We start from the raw sequence: 18,703 nt of genomic DNA, 5'->3' as shown, positions 1-18,703 counted from the left end.
CCCCGTCCCGGATGCCGGACTGGAGAACGGGTGGAGCAGAATCGAAGGGCATACCCATCCGCACCAGGCCGTATGCGACCGCTGATTCGTTTTTTCTCCCCTGCGGAGGGTGAACTTTCACCGTTCTCTCTGCACACGGCTGTCACCTGGGCTTACCCTCGACAGGGTGAGCCAGTTGTTGTCGCCAGAGTCCAGTATCCGGACCACCGGTGAGACGCCGCTGCCCGGCGCCGTGCCGGAGGCCCTCCGTGCCGAGCTCATCGCCTTCCGCCGGGACCTGCACATGCACCCCGAGCTGGGCCATCAGGAGTTCCGGACCACCGCCGCCATCCGGGAGCGGCTGGAGAAGGCCGGGCTCACCCCCCGGGTGCTCCCCGGTGGCACGGGACTGATCTGCGACGTCCACCCCGGCGGGGCGGACGCCAAGGCGGGCGTGCGCCCGATGCTGGCGCTGCGCGCCGACATCGACGCGCTCCCCATCCCCGACACCAAGACCGTCCCCTACCGCTCGACGGTCCCCGACCGGGCGCACGCCTGCGGCCACGACGTCCACACCACCGCCGTGCTCGGCGCCGGGATCGTCCTGGCCGACCTGGCGCGCCGCGGCGGGCTGCCGCACTCGGTGAGGCTGCTGTTCCAGCCCGCCGAGGAGGTGCTGCCGGGCGGCGCGACCGACGCCATCGAGGCCGGGGTGCTGGAAGGGGTGGGCCGGATCCTCGCCGTCCACTGCGACCCCAAGGTCGAGGCCGGGCGCATCGGCCTGCGCGCCGGCCCCATCACCTCCGCCTGCGACCGGCTGGAGCTCTCCCTCGACGGCCCCGGCGGTCACACCGCGCGCCCGCACCTGACCACCGATCTGGTCACGGCGGCGGCCAAGATCGTCACCGAGGTCCCGGCGGTGCTCGCCCGCCGCGTGGACACCCGCGCCGGGCTCGCCCTGACCTGGGGACGGCTGGAGGCGGGCCACGCCCCCAACGTCATCCCGCAGCACGCCGAGCTGTCCGGCACCATCCGCTGCCTGGACCTGCCCGCCTGGCGGGTCGCGCCCGACCTGGTGCACGCGGCGATCGACGAGGTCGCCACGCTGCACCGCGCCAAGTTCGAGCTCAACTACATCCGCGGCGTCCCCCCGGTGGTCAACGAGCGGGCCACCGCCGAGCTGCTGCGCGACGCCATGGTCTCCCGGCGCGGCCACGACTCGGTCGAGGACACCGAGCAGAGCCTGGGCGGCGAGGACTTCTCCTGGTACCTGGAGCACGTCCCCGGCGCGATGGCCCGCCTCGGAGTGCGCCCGCCGGGCGACCGCGCGCCGCGCGACCTGCACCAGGGCGACTTCGACGTCGACGAGAGCGCCATCGCGGCGGGCGTCGAGCTGTTCACGGCCGCCGCCCTGCTCGACGCCGAGCGCGAGTAGGACGCGAGCGCGCGGGGCCGTACGGCGCCGGCCGCACGGAGGAGGCCGGGCGGGGGAGGCCGGGCGGGGTGTACGGCCCAAGAGCCGCGGCTGCGCGGGAGGTTGCCCGGCCCGGTCCACGTGACCAGTCTCACGCCGTCTCCCGGACGGCGGCCGGCGGGGCGTCCCCGCTCTCCGGCCGTCACGCTCCCGGGCCCGCCGCCTTCGCCGTCCGGCCTCCGCGGCGGGCGGGAAAGCGCAGGTGGGAGGCGGCCGGGCGGAAGGACCCGGCCCCGGCGCCACCGCCTGCGGCCCGCCCCGCCGTCCGGTGCCCGCGATGCCCGGCATCCCGCGGGACGCCTCCGCGTCACCCTCCACAAGGGTGCGGGCACCACCCGTTAACACCGAACTGATAACGGCTCCGCAAGAGCCCTTTTCCTGGCATCTACGCGCGTTACGATGCGGCGGAAGCCAGCGCCAACGGAGGCGCTTCGAGCGAAGGGAAGTCCTCTTGCGCCGGGTAAGCAAGCTCGCTGCCGCGGTCGGCACCGCCGCGGCCCTCGCCCTCAGCGCCACCGCGTGTGGCGGCACATCCACCGAGTCCGGCTCCTCGGACTCCTCCGACTCCGCCAAGAAGGGCAAGGGCATAGCCCTCGCCTACGACGTCGGAGGCCGTGGCGACCAGTCGTTCAACGACGCCGCCTACGCCGGCTTCGAGAAGGCGAAGAAGGAGTTCGGCATCGGCGGCGAGGACGTCGAGCCCTCCGACGGCGAGTCGGACGCCGACAAGGTCCAGCGCCTCACCGACCTTGCCCGCCAGGGCTACAACCCCGTGATCGGTGTGGGCTTCGCCTACGCCGAGCCGATCGAGGAGGTCGCCGAGAAGTTCCCGAAGACCACCTTCGGCCTGATCGACGACAACACCGTCCAGGCGGACAACGTCGCCAATCTCGTCTTCAGCGAGGAGGAGGGCTCCTACCTGGCGGGCGTGGCCGCGGCCAAGGCCACCGAGTCCAAGGTCGTCGGCTTCGTCGGCGGCGTCGAGGTCCCGCTGATCAAGAAGTTCGAGGCGGGCTTCGTCCAGGGCGTGAAGGACACCGACAAGTCCATCAAGGTCAAGACCCAGTACCTGACCCAGCCGCCGAACATGGACGGCTTCTCCAAGCCGGACCTCGGCAAGGAGGCCGCGCGCGGCCAGCTCGACGACAAGGCCGACGTGATCTACCACGCCGCCGGCCTCGCGGGCCAGGGCGTCATCGAGGCGGTCGCCGCCAAGGACAAGTGGGTCATCGGCGTCGACTCCGACCAGTACGAGCAGAAGACGCTGGCCAAGTACAAGGACAACATCCTTACCTCCATGACCAAGGATGTCTCCGGCGCGGTCTACAACCTGGTCGAGTCCGTCCAGAACGGTGAGCCGATGAGCGGTGAGAGCCGCTTCGACCTGGAGTCCGGCGGTGTGAACCTGTCCGACTCCAACCCGGCCTTCACCGAGATGACCGAGCTGCAGGAGGCCGTGAAGAAGGCCCGGGAGGGCATCGTCGGCGGCGAGATCAAGGTCAGCGCCGGGTCCTGACCCTCCCCGCCCGGCCGATCCGGCCCGGCGCCGGAGTGAGAGCGGGGCCGGGCGTCCCCCGGGACGTCCGGCCGCCGCCCGCACGGACGGCGCGGCCCCGGCACAGCCCCCGGCACGGGCCCGGCCGGAGGAGGACCGCACCGCCCGCGGCGGCGGCCCCCTTCCGGCCGGGCCCACCGCACGGAAAACGCTCTACGCGCGTAGTCAACCGTCGAGGCGGTAGCGTCGCCCTCACCCGCACGGCCCCCGGCCCGCCCCGTGGCCACCCGCCCCCGCCGTGCTCCCTACGAGCCACTCCTTAGCCCGAGGAGAGTGCACCATCAACGCGTCCAGCAGTCCTCCCGCCGTCGAACTGACCGGGATCACCAAGCGCTTCCCCGGCGTCGTCGCCAACCACGACATCCACATGTCCGTCCGCAAGGGGACCGTGCACGCCATCGTCGGCGAGAACGGCGCCGGCAAGTCGACCCTGATGAAGATCCTCTACGGCATGCAGAAGCCGGACGAGGGCACCGTCGCCGTCGACGGCCAGGAGGTCGCCTTCTCCGACCCCGGCGACGCCATCGCCCGCGGCATCGGCATGGTCCACCAGCACTTCATGCTGGCCGACAACCTCACCGTCGCGGAGAACACCGTCCTGGGCAGCGAGAAGCTGTACGGGATCGGCGCCAAGGCCCGCGCCCGGATCAGGGAGATCTCCGAGGCCTACGGCCTGGGCATCCGCCCCGACGCCGTGGTGGAGGACCTCGGGGTCGCAGACCGGCAGCGCGTGGAGATCCTCAAGGTCCTCTACCGCGGCGCCCGCATCCTCATCCTCGACGAGCCGACCGCCGTGCTCGTGCCGCAGGAGGTGGACGCGCTCTTCGCCAACCTCCGCGAGCTGAAGGCGGAGGGCCTCACCGTCATCTTCATCTCGCACAAGCTGGGCGAGGTGCTCTCGGTCGCCGACGACATCACCGTCATCCGGCGCGGCACCACCGTCGCCTCCGTCACCCCCGGCGACGTCACCGTCAAGCAGCTCGCCGAGCTGATGGTCGGCGCCGAGCTGCCCTCCCCGGAGACCCGCGAGTCCACCGTCACCGACACCCCCATGCTGAGGGTGGACGGCCTCACCCTCACCGGCCACGACCCGGTCGACGGCGCCCGCACCATCCTGGACGGTGTCTCCTTCACCATCCACAAGGGTGAGGTGCTGGGCCTGGCCGGCGTGGAGGGCAACGGCCAGACCGAGCTGATCGAGGCGCTGGTCGGCATGCGCCAGGCCGACGGCGGGACCATCGTCCTCGGCGACGAGGACGTCACCGGCTGGCCCACCCGACGCCGCCGCGAGGGCGGCGTCGGCTACATCCCCGAGGACCGCCACCGCCACGGACTGCTGCTGGAGTCCCCCCTGTGGGAGAACCGCATACTCGGGCACGTCACCGAGCCCCCCAACAGCAGGGGACCCTGGCTGGACATCAAGGCCGCCCGCGCCGACACCGAGCGGATCGTCGCCGAGTACGACGTGCGCACCCCCGGCATCGACGTCACCGCGGCCTCCCTGTCCGGCGGCAACCAGCAGAAGCTGATCGTGGGCCGCGAGATGAGCCACACCCCCCGGCTCCTGATCGCCGCCCACCCCACGCGCGGCGTGGACGTCGGCGCGCAGGCGCAGATCTGGGACCAGATCCGCACCGCGCGCCGCGCCGGCCTGGCCGTCCTGCTGATCTCCGCCGACCTCGACGAGCTGATCGGCCTGTCCGACACCCTGCGCGTGATGTACCGCGGCCGACTGGTCGCCGAAGCCGACCCCGCCACGATCACCCCTGAGGCCCTGGGCTCCGCCATGACCGGCGCCGCCTGTGGCCGTCTCGACGACGAGGCGGCGGTCGAAGCCGCCGCAGCAGCCGCCGACGGGACCGCCGCCACGGGCCGGGACGGGGGAGAGGACCGATGAAGAAGTTCGACAGGGACCGGATGGTCCTGGCCCTCGGCGGGCCGGTGCTGGCCATCGTCGTCGCCGTGCTGCTGACCTCGGTGGTGCTGGTCGCCTCCGGCCTCAACCCCGTCCAGCCGTACGTGCTGATGGCCGAGTACGCGATGCACGCCGACATCCAGGTGCTCATCGTCAACCAGGCCGCCACGTACTACCTGGCGGCGCTCGCGGTGGCCGTCGGCTTCCGCATGAACCTGTTCAACATCGGGGTCGACGGTCAGTACCGGCTCGCCGCCATGGCCGCCGCCGTCGTCGGAGCCTCGGTCACCCTGCCCGGCCCCCTGCACGTCCTGCTGATCCTGGTCGTCGCGATGCTGGTGGGCGGCTTCTGGGCCGGCATCGCGGGCATCCTGAAGACCACCCGCGGGGTGAGCGAGGTCGTCTCGACGATCATGCTCAACTCCATCGCCACCAGCATCATCGCCTACCTCGTCCTGCCCGCCCAGTTCGGCGAGCCGCGCGGCAACAACCTCACCACCGGGAAGATCCCCGAGTCGGGCTGGTTCCCCGGCATCGACATGGGCGCGGCCGGCGAGATCTACGGCTTCACCGCCGTCGCCGCCCTGTGCGGCCTGCTGTACTGGCTGGTCCTGAACCGCACCCGGTTCGGCTTCGACCTGCGCGCCACCGGCGCCAGCCCCAGCGCCGCCTCCGCCAGCGGCGTCGACGCCAGGCGCATGGTGCTCACCAGCATGCTGATCTCCGGCGCGGTCGCCGGCCTGGCCGGCATGCCCGTCCTGCTCGGCGACGCCCACACCTACAGCCTGGACTTCCCCGCGGGCGTCGGCTTCACCGGCATCACCATCGCCCTGCTCGGCCGGAACCACCCCCTCGGCATAGCCCTCGGAGCGCTGCTCATCGCCTTCCTCGACAAGGCGTCGCCGACGCTCGACTACAACGGCTACGAGAAGGAGATCGCCACGATCATGCAGGGCCTGATCGTGATGGCGGTCGTCATCAGCTACGAGTCCGTGCGCCGCTACGGCCTGCGCCGCCAGCAGCAGAAGGTCGGCGAGGAGCTCGCCGCCGAGGCCGCCGCCGCAGGCGAGGGCGACGGCACCGGTCCGAAGAACCGCAAGGAGGTGTCGGCATGAGCACCGTCCTCGACGAGCGGCCGGCCGCACAGCAGCCGAAGAAGTCCGCCCGCCGCCGGCTGACCCTGGCCGAGTGGATGCTCGTGATCGCGGGCCTGCTGGTGCTCGTCTCCGCCGTGCGGCTGATCACCGGTGCCCACGGCATCACCTCCGTCGGACAGACCTCCGCCGCCCTGCGGCTGGCCGTCCCCATCGGACTGGCCGGACTGGGCGGCCTGTGGGCCGAACGGGCCGGTGTGATCAACATCGGTCTGGAGGGCATGCTGATCCTGGGCACCTGGTTCGGCGCCTGGGCCGGCGTCCAGTGGGGCCCGTGGACGGGCGTGGTCATGGGCATCGTCGGCGGCGCGCTGGGCGGTCTGCTGCACGCGATCGCCACCGTCAGCTTCGGCGTCAACCACATCGTCTCCGGTGTGGCCATCAACATCCTCGCCGTCGGCGCCACCCGCTACCTGTCCAGCTTCACCTTCGCCGAGATGGAGAGCGGCACCAGCAAGCAGTCCCCGCCCATCGAGTCGATAGGCCAGATCACCGTCCCCGGGCTGTCCGACGCGATGGCGACGCTCAACGCCAAGCACTGGTTCGTCGTCTCCGACGTCGCCGGGCTGCTCGGCGGACTGGTCACCAACCTCTCCCTGCTGACGATCGTGGCCGTCGCCATGATCCCGCTCAGCCGGTGGGTGCTGTGGAACACCGGCTTCGGCCTGCGGCTGCGCTCCTGCGGCGAGAACCCGATCGCGGCCGAGAGCCTGGGCGTCAACGTCTACAAGTACAAGTACATCGCCGTGATGATCTCCGGCGGCTTCGCCGGCATGGGCGGCGCGTTCCTCGCCGAGGTCGCCTCCAACATCTACCTGGAGGGCCAGACCGGCGGACGCGGCTACATCGGCCTCGCCGCGATGATCTTCGGCAACTGGATGCCGGGCGGTCTCGCCCTGGGCGCCGGCCTGTTCGGCTACACCGACAGCCTCAACCTGCGCGGCGGCGGCCAGAACGTCCACGCCCTGCTCCTGCTGCTGGCGATCCTGCTGGTGCTGGCCACCGCCTGGGCGATCTACCGGAAGAAGTACCTGACCGGCGCGGTCGCGGCGGTCTGCGGCCTGGTGCTGTTCGTCTGGTACTCCTCGGTGGACCAGGTGCCCAGCCAGTTCGTCAGCGCCGCCCCGTACGTCGCCACGCTGCTGGTGCTGGCCATGTCCGCGCAGCGGCTGCGGATGCCCAAGGCCAACGGGCACGCCTACCGGAAGGGCGAGGGCAAGTAGTGAGCGAGTCCCCCGCGACCAGCGCCGGCCGGGCCGACTGGCCGGCGCTGCGGGAGCGGGCCCGGGAGCTGATGTCCCGGGCCTACGTCCCGTACTCCGAGTACCCGGTCGGCGCCGCCGCGCTGGTGGACGACGGCCGGATCGTCGGCGGCTGCAACGTGGAGAACGCCTCCTACGGCATCGGGCTGTGCGCCGAGTGCGGCCTGGTCTCGGAGCTGGCCGCCACCGGCGGCGGCAGGCTGGTGGCCTTCACCTGCTGCGACGGTCGCGGCGAGATCCTCATGCCGTGCGGCCGCTGCCGCCAGCTGCTGTGGGAGCACGGCGGCCCGGACCTGGCGGTCGACACCGCCTCCGGCGTCCGGCCGCTGTCCGACCTCCTCCCCGACGCCTTCGGCCCCGACCACCTCGCCGGCGCGGACGGACCCACCGGCTCCACCGGCCCCTGACCCGCGCCCGGCGCACCCGACCCCCAAGGAGCGACACCCCCCGATGGACGCCATCTCCGTCATCCGCACCAAGCGCGACCGGGGCCGTCTCAGCGACGCCCAGATCGACTGGGTCATCGACGCCTACACCCGAGGCGAGGTCGCCGACGAGCAGATGTCGGCCCTGGCCATGGCGATCCTGCTCAACGGCATGGAGCGCGAGGAGATCGCCCGCTGGACCGCCGCGATGATCCACAGCGGCGAGCGGATGGACTTCTCCTCCCTGCCCCGCCCCACCGCCGACAAGCACTCCACCGGCGGCGTCGGCGACAAGATCACCCTGCCGCTCGCCCCGCTGGTCGCCGCCTGCGGCGCGGCCGTTCCCCAGCTCTCCGGCCGCGGCCTGGGCCACACCGGCGGAACGCTGGACAAGCTGGAGTCGATCCCCGGCTGGCGGGCGCTGCTGAGCAACGACGAGATGATGGACGTCCTGCGCTCGGTCGGCGCGGTGATCTGCGCGGCCGGCGACGGACTGGCCCCGGCCGACAAGAAGCTCTACGCCCTGCGCGACGTCACCGGCACCGTCGAGGCGATCCCCCTGATCGCCTCCTCGATCATGTCCAAGAAGATCGCCGAGGGCACGGGCTCGCTCGTCCTGGACGTCAAGGTCGGCTCCGGCGCGTTCATGAAGAACCTGGGCGACGCCCGGGAGCTGGCCTCCACCATGGTCGGGCTCGGCACCGACCACGGGGTCAAGACCGTCGCCCTGCTCACCGACATGTCCACCCCGCTCGGCCTGACCGCGGGCAACGCCCTGGAGGTCCGCGAGTCGGTGGAGGTCCTGGCCGGCGGCGGCCCGGCCGACGTCGTCGAGCTGACGCTGGCGCTGGCCCGCGAGATGCTCACCGCCGCCGGACTGCCGGACGCCGACCCCTCCCGGGCGCTCGCCGACGGCTCGGCCATGGACCACTGGCGCCGCATGGTCGCCGCCCAGGGCGGCGACCCGGACGCGCCCCTGCCCACCGCCCGCGAACGGCACACCGTGACCGCCCCCGCCTCCGGCACCCTGACGAAGCTGGACGCGTACGCCGTCGGCGTCGCGGCCTGGCGCCTGGGCGCGGGCCGCGCCCGCAAGGAGGACCCGGTGCAGGCCGGTGCGGGGGTGGAGCTGCACGCCAAGCCCGGCGACCGGATCACCGCCGGCGCCCCGCTGCTGACCCTCCACACCGACACCCCCGAGCGCTTCGACTACGCACTCGAAGCCCTTGCCGGCGACGCGATCGGGATCGCCGACACGGCCTCGGCCGAGCCCACCCCCCTGATCCTCGACCGCATCGCCTGACCCCCGCCCCGGCGGCCGGTACGCCGTGGGCGGTGCGCACACGGAGGCGCCCGTACCCCCGGGACGTGGGGTACGGGCGCCTGTCCGTCCGGCCGGGGCTCAGGCCTCCAGCCCGTAGAAGGCGAACTCCTCCCACGAACCGCCGATCTGGGCGGAACGGGCGCGCAGGGCGTACTGGAGCGAGCCGGTGTAGCCGTTCTCCATGGCGACGAAGAGGCCGTTCAGCGTGGACTGGAGCGCCCAGCGGTCCAGCTCCTCGTTGTAGTACACGACGAACCGCTCCCAGCCGCCCACACCGGTGGAGCGGGCGCGCAGCAGGTTCTGGGAGCTGCCGGTGAAGTTCTTCTCCACCGCCACGTACAGGTTGTTGGCCAGCGACCTCAGGGCGTAGGTCTCGGTGGTGTCGTCCCACTCGAAGGCGAAGCCCTCCCAGGAACCGCCGTACTCGGCGGAACGGGCCCGCAGTGCACCGGTGTTGGGGGCCGGGTAGTTCTTCTCGGTCGTCACGAACCGCTGGTTGCGGACCGACTGCATCGCGATGAGGGAGACCTCGTCCGCCTCCGAGCCCTGCTCGGTGAGGTTCTGGGCGGCGGGCCCCTGGGCGGCGGGGGAGCGCTCGCCGTTCGGAGCGGCCACCTCGTCACCCTCGACCACCTCCCAGCCGGCCGGTACGGCGGTCTGCGCGGCGGCCGGGCGGCCGGTCTGGGGGGCGGCCACGGCCGCCGGGGCGGTCAGCGCGGAGGCCCCCACCAGAGCGCTCAGAGCCAGAAGAACGGAGGTCATGCGTCGCACGGGTCGTCCTCACCTTCGGTGAATCGGCGATGATTCCGGGGCGGCGGAGAAGCGAATTCGGCGCCTTCGGGCGCCTGCGTGTACCGGAACGCGCGGTCGTCCGCGCGGCGATTCCCCCCTGCCTCCACCGCACCCCCGGAACCGCGATCGGAACGCCCTCCCCTCGGACGCTCCCGCGGCTGCCCCGCGCTGATCCACGAGGCGGCGCCAGACTATCGGCGGACGCCTTCCTCCGGCGGTGCTCATTCCATTCGTTTTCCGGATCGGAAAGGAATTCCCCCGGGGCGACCGATTCCGCAACCCCGGGTTAACGCGGAGGAAGGAATCCGTTCGCCGGGTCCCTGAAACGCGGGGGCCTTTTCCGGGAGGCCCTCCCGGACAGGTTCGCGGCGGGCGGCCCACGGCTCGCACAGCAGCACCACGAGCGCCCCGGTGGTGAGCACCCCACCGACCAGGATCGCCCCCCTCACCCCGGCCCCGGTGGGCAGCAGCAGACCGCCGGTGAAGGAGCCGCCGGCGATGCCGACGTTGAAGACCGCCGATCCTGCCGCCGAGGCGATCTCGGTACTGCCGGGCGCCACCTGGAGGATCCTGCTCTGCAGGGCGGTGGTCATGGCGGCCATGGAGAACCCCAGCAGGGCGACCAGGCAGACCGCCGCGGGGCGGGTGCCGCCGGACAGGTACAGCCCCCACATCGCTGTCGCCAGCAGGGCCACGGCCGACGCCATGGTGTGCCGGGGGCGGCGGTCCACGAGGGCGCCGGCCGCGTAGGTGCCCGCGATCCCGGCCACCCCCGACGCCAGCAGCACCGGGGCCACGGCCGACTGCGGGAATCCGGCCACATCGGTGAGGAAGGCGGTGATGTAGGTGTAGCCGCTGAACACACCCCAGATCACCAGGGCGGTCGTCACCATCAGGACCGCGAACCGGCGGGCACTCGGTTCGGCCCCGACCGAGGCGTGACCGCCCCCCGGAGCCACGGGCGGCAGCAGGGCCGCGATCGTGACGAGGGCGAGCAGGCCGAAGGCGCTCATCACCGTGAACGGGATCCGCCAGCCCGCCTGCTGACCCAGCCAGGTGCCCGCCGGCACGCCCACGACAGCGGCCAGGGACAACCCGGAGAACAGCCCGGCGACCACCTTGCCCCGCACCTCGGGCGGGAACAGTCCGGCGGCGGTGGCCGCGACGATCGACCAGAACACCGCGTGGGTCAGCGCGACCGCGATCCGCGCGGCGAGCAGCACCCAGTAGCCCGGGGTCGCCGCGGAGACCAGGTTCGCGGCGACGAAGACGCTCAGCAGCACGATGAGCAGCGCGCGCCGCGGCACCCTGCGGACCAGGTGCGTCAGGGGCACCGAGGCCACCGCCACGACCAGGCCGTAGCCGGTCACCAGCAGGCCCACCGCCGACCTCGACACGTCCAGGTCCCCGGCGATGACCGGGAGCAGGCCGACCGGCAGGGTCTCCACCGTGCTCAGGGAGAACAGGGCCACCGCCAGCGCCACGACCACCGCCACGGCGGCCGGAGTGCGCAAGGGGGGCGTGGTCGCGGGCTGCGGTACCGTCACTGGATTTCCTTCCCTGATGCCCGTCCGGGGGCGGGCGACAGGGCCGCACACGGACTCGGGCGGCGCCATTGAACACATGCGCCAGTGCTCGGTGCAAGCGTTTTCCCCCTCAAATGCCGACCGTGTGCGACCAAGCTCCGTTCCGGTCGGGAGAAAGGGATCGGCCGAAAAACTTTCGGCCACTGGAACAGGTTCTCCTGGTCGCCGGCACGGGCCGTTGGTGCCGCGGTGAACTCCTCGCACCTGCCTCCTGAACGGGTGCGGGGGCGGGGCCGGTCCGGGGCGAACATTCCGGACGGCAGTATTTACGGCCGTTGCCGTGCACCGTCGGGTGGAGCGCCTATTGGCCGCAAATAACTCCCCTGGCCTCCGGTATGGGGGACCCCGGAGTGTCCGGAAAATCCGCCCCTCCCCGTCCTCTACCGCCGTCGCCCGGCTGCGGGTGGGCGGTCTCTGCCCGGTTCCGCGAGTGCGGCCGCGGCATCGGCGGCGTGGCCCCACGAACCGCTTTTGGCCAGTGCCCGGTTCAGATGGCGCCTGGCGGCCTCCCGGTCGCCGCGGAGACGCGCGGCGAGCCCCAGACCGATCTCGGCACGGATCTCGCCCCGGCTGTAGGCCCGTTCGGCCGACACGGACAGCGCGCGCTCGTACAGTTCCGCCGCCCGCGAGGCGTGGCCGCCCGCCAGGGCGGTCCTGCCGAGCCAGATCAGTGCCTCGACGACCTCGGTCCACAGCCCGAGTTCCTCGGCGGCCAGGAGGCCCTCCCGGTGCAGCCGCTCCGTCCGCGCGTGGTCACCGTCGAGGTCGGCCGTGAGCGCCAGGGCCCGGACGGCCCGGAGCCGCCCCCAGCGGTCACCGGCCTCCTGGAACAGCGCGGCGCCCAGTTCCGCGTGGGATTCGCCCCGGGCCGGATCGTGGCCCGCGAGTTCGACCAGCGCCGCGGCCTCGCCCCAGCGGTCCCGGGCGGCGCGCGCACCGGCCAGGCTCGCCTCCACCAGCCGCCACCCCTCGCGGTGGTGGCCGCGGCCGGCCAGACCGGTGCCGACGAACCACTGCAACCGGGCCCGCAGCACAGGATCGTCGACACCGGACGCCGGGTCCTCACCCGCCGGGACCGGCGTCCCACCGGCCGAGGACATGCGCAGCTCGAAGCCGGTCAGCCAGGCCCGCGCCGCCAGGCGCGCGGCCGAAGCGGTCCCGCCGTCGGCGGCCAGCGCCCTCTGGAGCGACCTGCGGGCCTCGGTGAGCCGCCCGCGCAGGAACCAGTACCACGCCAGCGCGTTCACAAGCCGTACCGCGTACCCGGCGGCACCCCCGGTGACCGCGAGGTCGAGAGCGCGGCGCAGGTTGACGGTCTCCGCGTCCAGGCGCTCCAGGCAGCGCCGCTGGTCCGGGCCGCGCAGTCGCTCGCTCTCCCGTTCGGCCGACTCGGTGTGGAAGCGCACGAACCGCGCACGGACGGCAGCCTCCTCGCCCGCCTCCGCCAGTCGTTCGGCGCAGTAGGCGGCCACCGATTCGAGCAGCCGGAACCGGTTCGCCTCACGGGCCACCAGCGAGCGGTCCACCAGCCGGGACAGCAGTTCGGGCACCCGCTCGGCGTCCAGGTCCCGGTCGGCGCAGACCGCCCCGGCGGACGACAGGGTGCAGCCGTCCGCGTGTACGGCCAGGCGCCGCAGCACGGTCCGCTCGCCCGCGGTCAGCAGCTGCCAGCTCCAGCCGAGCATGCCCCGCAGCGTCTGCTGCCGGGCCGGAAGCCCGCGCACCCGGACCTCGGGCGGGGCGAACCGGTCGTCCAGACAGGAGACGAGCTCCTGCGGGCTCAGCGTCCGCAGCCGGGGCGCAACGAGTTCCAGCGCGAGCGGAATACCGTCGAGTCGACGGCAGATGGCGGAAACGGCCGCCGCGTTGTCCGCGTCGAGGGCGAAGCCGGGTACCGCTGCCGATGCGCGTTCCACGAACAGCTCGACGGCGCTGGACCGGGCGACCGCCTCCGAGGCGGTGTCCTGCGGCAACGCCAGCGGAGGCACCGGATGCACCACCTCGCCGGGAATGCCGAGCACCTCCTGGCTGGTGGCCAGCAGGTGCCCCGCGGGCACCGCCGACAGCAGGGCCTTGGCGAACACGGCGACCGGCTCGACGAGGTGCTCACAGTTGTCCAGCAGGATCAGCAGTTGCCTGTCGGCCACCGCCCGGCACAGCCAGCCCACCAGATCGTCCAGGTCCGGCTCCGTGGCCGCGGTGTCGCACAGGCCCAGCGCCGTGATGACCCGCTCGGCGATGTCGTCCGGGGCCGACGCGGCGCCCAGACCGGCGAGTTCGACCAGCCACACGCCGTCGGGGAACCGTTCGGCCATCCCGTGCGCCGCGGCGATCGCCAGCCGCGTCTTCCCCACTCCGCCGAGACCGGTGAGCGTGACGAGGCGGGTGTCCGCACCCGGACCCAGCCGTGCCCGCACCTGTTCGACCGCCTCGCGCCGGCCGATCAGCGGGGTCAGCGCAGCGGGCAGGTTGGTACGGCACGACAGCGACCCGACGGCGGGCGTGGCCAGCCGCGGCTCCTGGCGCAGGATCGCCTCGTGCAGCGCGGAGACTTCCGGCCCGGGCGACACCCCCAGCTCCTCCGCCAGCCGGCGCCGCAGCTCCTGGAAGCTCCGCAGCGCATCGCCCTGCCGCCCGGCCCGGTACAGCGCACGCATATGGGCCATGCGCAGCCGTTCGCGCAGCGGATGCCGCGCCACCAGATCCCCCAGTTCCGCCGCCAGCGCCGTGTGCTCGCCCAGCGTCAGCCGCGCTTCGGCCCGGTCCTCGACGACGGTGAGGCGCAGCTCCTCCAGCCGGGCGATCTCGGCGCGGGCGAACAGGAACCCGGCCACATCGGCGTAGGCCGGGCCCCGCCACAGCGCGAGCGCGTCGGCGAACAGGCCCGCCCTGACCGCCGGTTCCCCGTGGGCGCGGGCGCGCTCGGCCAGTTCCTGGAACCGCAGCGCGTCGACCGCGTCGTCCGCGAGCAGCAGCCGGTAGCCGGCGGGCTCGCGGACCACCCGCTCCCGGCCCAGTACCCGGCGCAGCTGGGAGATCTTGGTCTGCAGAGTGTTGACCGACCCGCCCGGTGGGGCGCCTGCCCACAGGTCCTCGATCAGACGGTCCGCCGGAACCGGCCCGCCCCCGTGGACCAGCAGGTCCGCCAGCAGGGCACGCACCTTCGCTTCGGGGACCCTGACCGGCCGCCCCTCGGCGTCCCAGACGGTCAGCGGGCCGAGCACCCCGTAACGCATGGCCGCAGTGTATCGCCGGGTGACCCTCAGGAAATCGTGCGTGACGGTCGGCATGGTGACGGGGCACCTTCTCGGACTCGAAACGCATGGGAGTGCCATGAGCGCAACGACAGTACGCAGGGCCGGTGCCCGGGAATGGACGGGCCTGGCCGTCCTCTCGTTGCCCACCGTGCTGCTGGGCCTCGACGTCACCGTGCTGTACCTGGCCCTCCCCTCGCTGGCGGAGGACCTGCGCCCGAGCGGCACCGAAGAGCTGTGGATCATGGACGCCTACGGCTTCCTGATCGCCGGCTTCCTGATCACCATGGGCACGCTGGGCGACCGGATCGGCCGCCGCAGGCTGCTGATGACCGGGGCCGCCGCCTTCGGAGCCGTCTCCGTGCTGGCCGCCTACTCCCCCAGCGCCGAAACGCTCATCGCCGCGCGCGCGGCCCTGGGGATCGCCGGTGCCACGCTGATGCCCTCCACCCTGGCCCTGATCAGCAACATGTTCGCCGAGCAGCGCCAGCGCTCACTGGCCATCGGCATCTGGGCGACGAGCTTCGCGCTCGGCATGGCGCTCGGGCCGGTGGTCGGCGGCGTGATGCTGGACCACTTCTGGTGGGGTTCGGCGTTCCTCCTCGCGGTCCCGGTCGCGATCGTGCTGCTGGTGGCCGCGCCGCTGCTGATCCCCGAGTACCGGGCGCCGCACGGCGGCCGGTTCGACCTGCTCAGCGTCGCGCTGTCGCTGACCGCGATCCTGCCGGTGATCTACGCGGTGAAGCGGTTCGCCGAGGACGGCCCCGGCGTTCCCGTGATCACCGCCGCGGTGACCGGCCTGGTCTTCGCGGTGCTGTTCGTCCGGCGCCAGGGCGGGCTGGCGAGCCCGCTGCTGGACGTGCGCCTGTTCTCCGACCGCACGTTCAGCGCCGCGCTGAGCGTCCTGCTCGTCGGCCTGGTCGGCGTCGGCGGCGCGATGCTGCTGATCACCCAGCAGCTCCAGCTCGTGGAGGGACTGCCCGCCGTCGAAGCGGGCCTGTGGATGGGGCCGCCCGCGATGATGATGTTCCTGGCCGCGATCGGGGCGCCACTGGTCGCGCGCCGTGTGCCGCCGGGGATCGTGGTGGCCGCCGCCCTGGCGCTGTCCACGGTCGGATACGTGCTGCTCACCCAGGTGGACACCTCGGGCGGCATCGCCCTGATGGTGACCGGCTTCGGCCTCGTCTACCTCGGGCTCGGGGCGATCGCGGCCCTGGGCACGGACCTGGTGGTGGGAGCCGCGCCGCCGGAGAAGGCCGGTTCGGCCTCGGCGATGTCGGAGACCGTGCAGGAACTGGGTCTCGCCCTGGGCGTGGCGATCCTGGGCAGCCTGGCCACCGCGGTCTACCGCGACCGCATCGGCGACGAGATCCCCGCCGGTACGCCGCCCGAGGTGGCCGACGTGGCGGGTGACAGCCTCGCCGGAGCGGTCTCGTCGGCACACCGGATGCCCGCCGGCTGGCTCGACCAGGCCAGGGAGGCGGCCACCTCCGGGCTGAACATCGCGATGCTCGTCGCCGCGGTGTGCGCCCTGGTGCTCTCGTTCCTGTCCGCCGTCGTGCTGCGGCACGTCGGCGCCGTCGGCGCCGTCGGCGCCGTCGGCGGCGGCGACGGAACGGAGGCGGGGGAGGCCGTGCCGGCGGAATCCGCCGGATCGGAAGCCTGACCGCGGTGCGCCCCGCCCCGGTCGCCCGGCGGCAGGCGCAGGGCGACGGCCCTCGGCTGCCGGACGGCCTCCGCCACCATCAGCCGGGTCGGCTTGGTCCGACTCCTGCCTGCCGACGGGTAGGGCGGCAGGGCTCGTCGGCACCCCAGGGCTTCGGGACAGATGCGACGGGACCGTTCCCGGAGCCGACGTGCTGAGCATCACGGCACCGCGCGGCGAACAGCCGGGAACCGGCCGCACCCGGGCGACGGCGGGAGGGGGCGGGGAGGGGCGGATGTTCCGGACACTCTGGGGTTCCCCATGCCGGAGGCCAGGGGAGTGATTTGCGGCCAATGGGCGCTCCACCCGATGGTGCACGGCAACGGCCGTAAATCATGCCGTCCGGAATGTTCGCCCCGGACCGGCCCCGACCCCCGCACGCACCCGACCCCCACCGCACCCCGGCCCAGGTCAGGACTCGGTGAAGCGGTCGAGCTCACCGGCCTTCGCGCTGCGTATGAAGGCGGCCAGCCTTTCGGGGGTAGTGGTCAGAACGGCATCGGGGCCGTCGCTCTCGCGCAGCTTGATGGTGCCGTCGTCGCTCGCGGCCACGTATACGCAGTTGGCGGCCTCGCCGCTGTAAGTGGACTTCTGCCAGGCAAGGTTGGACATGCGCACTCCTTCTCAGATCTCTCGGACGATGCGGTGCATCAGGTCACGGGAATCGGCTGGGGCGAGAGCGCAGCCTTCCATACGACTCACGACGGTGCGGTACTTCATCAACTGTGCGTGGGCGTCGAGAAATTCTGAGCCGTGGTCCGTGTCGAGTTGAATGGTGTCCAGCTCCGGCACGGGGCCGTGGCAGTGGACGACGGACTGCCCCGAACTGGGGAAGGTGCCCGCACCGAACCGGATCACCAGGACGGTGATGTTCTCGCGCTCGCCCATCTCGATGAGGTGCGTGAGTTGAGCGCGGGCCACGGCCGGGCCTCCGAAGCCCATGCGGAGGGCGGCTTCGTGGATTACCGCCGTCAACGGGACCGGCTCGTCTCTGTAGAGGATTGTCTGCCGTTTGATCCGGAAGGAGACGCGATGCTCCACGTCGGGCGGGGCGAGCGAGGGAACGACATCGCTGATGACCGCGCGTGCGTGTTCTGCGGTCTGGAGGAGGCCGGGCACGTGGATCACCGAGGCGATGCGCATCGAGACCGTGTGGTGTTCGAGTTCGGCGAGGTCGAGTGCTCCGGCCGGAAGGATCTCCCGGTACTCCTCCCACCAGCCGCGTGTCCGTCCGCCTGTCATCGAGGCGAGGGCGTCGATGAGGGTCTGGTCCGTGCACGAGTACAAGCGGGCCAGAGCCCGTACGCGTTCGGCGCTCACCGGGTAGCCGCCGGACTCGATGCCGCTGATGCGAGCCTGGGTGGTGCCGTGGAGTTCACCGGCCCGGGTGGCGGACAGCCCCGCCTGTTCTCTCAGTCGGCGAAGCTCCGCGCCCAGGCGTCGTTGCCGGATGGTCGGTGGGACCTTGCTCGGCGGCATGGTCGTTCTCCCTGGCTCGTACACGGTTCCCAGTGGTCGCCCCGGAGAGTGGATAAGGGTATGCATTCTTTTGCTTCGATGGAATGCATACCACCTACCTCGCTACGGTGAGGCACACCGCGACCGGTGCGGCTGCTCCCGCCAGGTCGCACAGTCGCGTTCACCCCCCTTCCGCAGGAGGCGTTCATGAACACCGTATCCCCGCAGAACGGCGGCCCCGGACCGCGCGGAAATCCCGGAGCCGCAGGCTCGGGGAGCTTCGAGGAGGAGTTGCGGGCGATGGTGGTGGACCTCGCGCCGCGGCAGTTCGCCGTGGTCCAGGTGTGGGATGCGGGCGACGGGGAGCTGGACGGGTGCGTCGCCGCGTGGGGCACGGTGTACGAGGACGGGCGTACGCAGGTGAGCGGCGCCGACGGCGCCTCGCGGTTCGTGCTCGGCTCGCCGGAGCGGGCCGTGTGGTGGTTCGGGCGGGAGGCGGGCGTCACGGCCCGGCTCGTCTGGCTCGCCGCGCCCGAGCGGACCGCCGCTGCCTGACCTGCGAGGTTTCCCGTTCGGGTGAATGGGGGCGGTGGACCCGCGCGGGGTGCGTTGGGCATGCTGGGATCGGTGACGCACCGATAGAGGAGACCGTCATCAGGATCCAGCCGGGGGAAGCCTCACTTCAGCGCGGTGGGGAGGACTTCTCCGCCGATGTGTACGACCTCGGGCTCCACGTGGTGTGGTGCCCGAAGTACCGCCGCCCGGTCCTGGAGGGCCGGGTCGCGGAACGCCTGGAGGAGCTGATCCGGGCCAGGGCCGA

Annotated in this window: 15 protein-coding genes; 10 read left to right on the top strand and 5 right to left on the bottom strand. The window is 72.5% G+C overall.

The annotated features are described in order from the left end of the window. The first annotated feature begins 166 nt into the window (after nucleotides 1–166). The 7 genes from ACW69E_RS18565 (at nucleotide 167) to ACW69E_RS18535 (ending at nucleotide 9,067) form a co-directional block, all read left to right on the top strand. Nucleotides 167–1,414: an amidohydrolase gene (locus tag ACW69E_RS18565; RefSeq protein ID WP_457499378.1), complete on the top strand. Its 1,248-nt coding sequence runs from the start codon at nucleotides 167–169 to the stop codon at nucleotides 1,412–1,414. A gap of 490 nt (nucleotides 1,415–1,904) precedes the next feature. Continuing rightward, nucleotides 1,905–2,969: a BMP family lipoprotein gene (locus tag ACW69E_RS18560; RefSeq protein WP_457499377.1), complete on the top strand. Its 1,065-nt coding sequence runs from the start codon at nucleotides 1,905–1,907 to the stop codon at nucleotides 2,967–2,969. 406 nt (nucleotides 2,970–3,375) lie between these two features. Next, entirely contained in the window at nucleotides 3,376–4,905 is a 1,530-nt protein-coding gene (locus tag ACW69E_RS18555; RefSeq protein WP_457499470.1) for an ABC transporter ATP-binding protein, read from the top strand. Then, nucleotides 4,902–6,038, top strand: coding sequence for an ABC transporter permease (locus ACW69E_RS18550; protein ID WP_457499376.1), 1,137 nt, complete (start codon nucleotides 4,902–4,904; stop codon nucleotides 6,036–6,038). Before ACW69E_RS18555 ends, ACW69E_RS18550 begins: the two co-directional genes overlap by 4 nt. Further along, the gene (locus ACW69E_RS18545) at nucleotides 6,035–7,300 is read left to right on the top strand and encodes an ABC transporter permease (protein ID WP_457499375.1); all 1,266 of its coding nucleotides are present in this window, start codon (nucleotides 6,035–6,037) and stop codon (nucleotides 7,298–7,300) included. Before ACW69E_RS18550 ends, ACW69E_RS18545 begins: the two co-directional genes overlap by 4 nt. Next, nucleotides 7,300–7,746 (top strand): cytidine deaminase, encoded by a 447-nt coding sequence (locus ACW69E_RS18540; RefSeq protein ID WP_457499374.1) that lies wholly within the window; start codon nucleotides 7,300–7,302, stop codon nucleotides 7,744–7,746. The genes ACW69E_RS18545 and ACW69E_RS18540 overlap by 1 nt, the downstream gene beginning before the upstream one ends. A gap of 43 nt (nucleotides 7,747–7,789) precedes the next feature. After that, a complete protein-coding gene (locus tag ACW69E_RS18535) occupies nucleotides 7,790–9,067 on the top strand; it encodes a thymidine phosphorylase (RefSeq protein ID WP_457499373.1) in 1,278 nt (425 codons plus the stop codon). 99 nt (nucleotides 9,068–9,166) lie between these two features. Here the strand turns inward: ACW69E_RS18535 and ACW69E_RS18530 are convergent, their stop codons facing one another. The 3 genes from ACW69E_RS18530 to ACW69E_RS18520 form a co-directional block, all read right to left on the bottom strand. Beyond that, nucleotides 9,167–9,850: a fascin domain-containing protein gene (locus ACW69E_RS18530; protein WP_457499372.1), complete on the bottom strand. Its 684-nt coding sequence runs from the start codon at nucleotides 9,848–9,850 to the stop codon at nucleotides 9,167–9,169. 251 nt (nucleotides 9,851–10,101) lie between these two features. Continuing rightward, the gene (locus ACW69E_RS18525) at nucleotides 10,102–11,427 is read right to left on the bottom strand and encodes an MFS transporter (protein ID WP_457499371.1); all 1,326 of its coding nucleotides are present in this window, start codon (nucleotides 11,425–11,427) and stop codon (nucleotides 10,102–10,104) included. A 419-nt stretch (nucleotides 11,428–11,846) separates the two neighbouring features. Further along, nucleotides 11,847–14,702 (bottom strand): BTAD domain-containing putative transcriptional regulator, encoded by a 2,856-nt coding sequence (locus ACW69E_RS18520; protein WP_457499370.1) that lies wholly within the window; start codon nucleotides 14,700–14,702, stop codon nucleotides 11,847–11,849. A 97-nt stretch (nucleotides 14,703–14,799) separates the two neighbouring features. Between ACW69E_RS18520 and ACW69E_RS18515 the strand changes: the two genes are divergently transcribed. Next, nucleotides 14,800–16,386, top strand: coding sequence for an MFS transporter (locus tag ACW69E_RS18515; RefSeq protein ID WP_457499369.1), 1,587 nt, complete (start codon nucleotides 14,800–14,802; stop codon nucleotides 16,384–16,386). Between the two features lie 450 nt (nucleotides 16,387–16,836). Here the strand turns inward: ACW69E_RS18515 and ACW69E_RS18510 are convergent, their stop codons facing one another. Together ACW69E_RS18510 and ACW69E_RS18505 are read right to left on the bottom strand one after the other, a co-directional pair. Beyond that, the gene (locus ACW69E_RS18510) at nucleotides 16,837–17,037 is read right to left on the bottom strand and encodes a DUF397 domain-containing protein (protein WP_457499368.1); all 201 of its coding nucleotides are present in this window, start codon (nucleotides 17,035–17,037) and stop codon (nucleotides 16,837–16,839) included. A gap of 12 nt (nucleotides 17,038–17,049) precedes the next feature. After that, nucleotides 17,050–17,904 carry a helix-turn-helix domain-containing protein gene (locus ACW69E_RS18505; protein ID WP_457499367.1) on the bottom strand — a complete coding sequence of 285 codons (855 nt, stop codon included), beginning with the start codon at nucleotides 17,902–17,904 and terminating at the stop codon, nucleotides 17,050–17,052. 186 nt (nucleotides 17,905–18,090) lie between these two features. Between ACW69E_RS18505 and ACW69E_RS18500 the strand changes: the two genes are divergently transcribed. Continuing rightward, nucleotides 18,091–18,438, top strand: a complete 348-nt coding sequence (locus ACW69E_RS18500) for a hypothetical protein (RefSeq protein ID WP_457499366.1) — start codon at nucleotides 18,091–18,093, stop codon at nucleotides 18,436–18,438. Between the two features lie 158 nt (nucleotides 18,439–18,596). After that, on the top strand, nucleotides 18,597–18,703 hold a 107-nt coding region (locus ACW69E_RS18495), incomplete at its 3' end, for a transposase (RefSeq protein ID WP_457499469.1).

It is taken from the genome of Streptomyces sp. SS8, assembly GCF_054072955.1.
The sequence above is the reverse complement of the archived record's forward strand: the minus strand, read 5'-3'. Positions and strand labels throughout refer to the sequence as shown.